Annotated in this window: 2 protein-coding genes; both read right to left on the minus strand. The window is 53.6% G+C overall.

Going from position 1 to position 1,094, the window contains the following annotated elements:
* Positions 1–613 (minus strand): ABC transporter ATP-binding protein (locus Q0236_RS03900; RefSeq protein ID WP_297915321.1); only part of this gene is annotated, 613 nt, incomplete at its 3' end.
* Positions 597–1,094, minus strand: a 498-nt coding sequence (locus Q0236_RS03905; protein ID WP_297915323.1) for an iron ABC transporter permease, incomplete at its 5' end; no start/stop codon positions are given. The genes Q0236_RS03905 and Q0236_RS03900, both read right to left, overlap by 17 nt.

Genomic DNA, 1,094 nt, shown 5'->3' on the forward strand with positions numbered 1-1,094 from the left:
AAATGAGCGTGCGATCGGCAACCGCAAGAGCGTGGTTTGGCTGATGCGTGGTAAAAACGATGCCGGCGCTACTTTTTTGCTTTAAATTTACGATGAGACTTAGCACGCGGTCTTGGTTTTTGATATCAAGCGCGCTGGCAGGCTCGTCCAGAAACAGAATTTCGCTCTTGCTCGCGATCGCCCTGGCAAAGAGCACGAGCTGCTTTTGACCGCCTGAAAGCGAGTTAAAGCGCTTATTTTTCAGGTGCGAAATTTCAAGGCTCTCAAGCGCGTCCAGGCAGATCTGCACGTCGCGTTTGCTCGGCTTTGAAAATAGCGAAATATCTCGCACGCGCCCCATCGCCACGATATCTCGCACGCTGTAGTCAAACGCCACGCTAAAGCTTTGCGGCAAAAATCCAAATTTTGCCTGCGTGCTAAGCTCGCCTTCTTTGAGGCTTAAAATTCCCATCATGCACGACATCAGCGTGCTTTTCCCTTGACCGTTTAGCCCCAAGATCGCTAAAATTTGACCGCGCTCAATCTCAAAGCTCAAATTTCTAAAAAGAAATTTACCCTCTTCGTAGAAAAATCCCGCGTCTTTGATCGAGAGCAAACTACCTTCTGTTCGCATCGGCGCTCCTTTTTAGGAGGATGGCGAATATCGGGCTGCCGATGAGCGCGGAGATGATGCTAAGCGGCACTTCGCTAGAGCTGATTGAGCGCGATACGTCGTCGATGGCGAGCATAAAAACGGCTCCCGCGACGAAGCAAGCGGGCATGGAGCGCAAGTGATCGCTGCCAAATATCATCCTGGCTACATGCGGCACCACAAGCCCGATCCAGCCGATGTTTCCGCTGACGCTGACCTGCGCGGCGACTAGCAGCGTGCAGATGACGAGGATGACCGAGCGCAGCCGCACGATGTTTACGCCGAGTACCTTTAGATCGCCGTCTTCGAGGCTGAGTAGGTTAAATCTCCACCGCATCGCGATGAGCGCCGCGACGCAGGGCGCCGAAACGGCGGTAAGCATGACGAGCTTGTCGTAGTCTGCGCGCACGAAGCTGCCAAGCAGCCAGTAGATGATGTTTGGTAGCACGTCTTCGTTGTCGGC

Source organism: uncultured Campylobacter sp., from assembly GCF_938031315.1.
GTDB lineage: Bacteria > Campylobacterota > Campylobacteria > Campylobacterales > Campylobacteraceae > Campylobacter_B.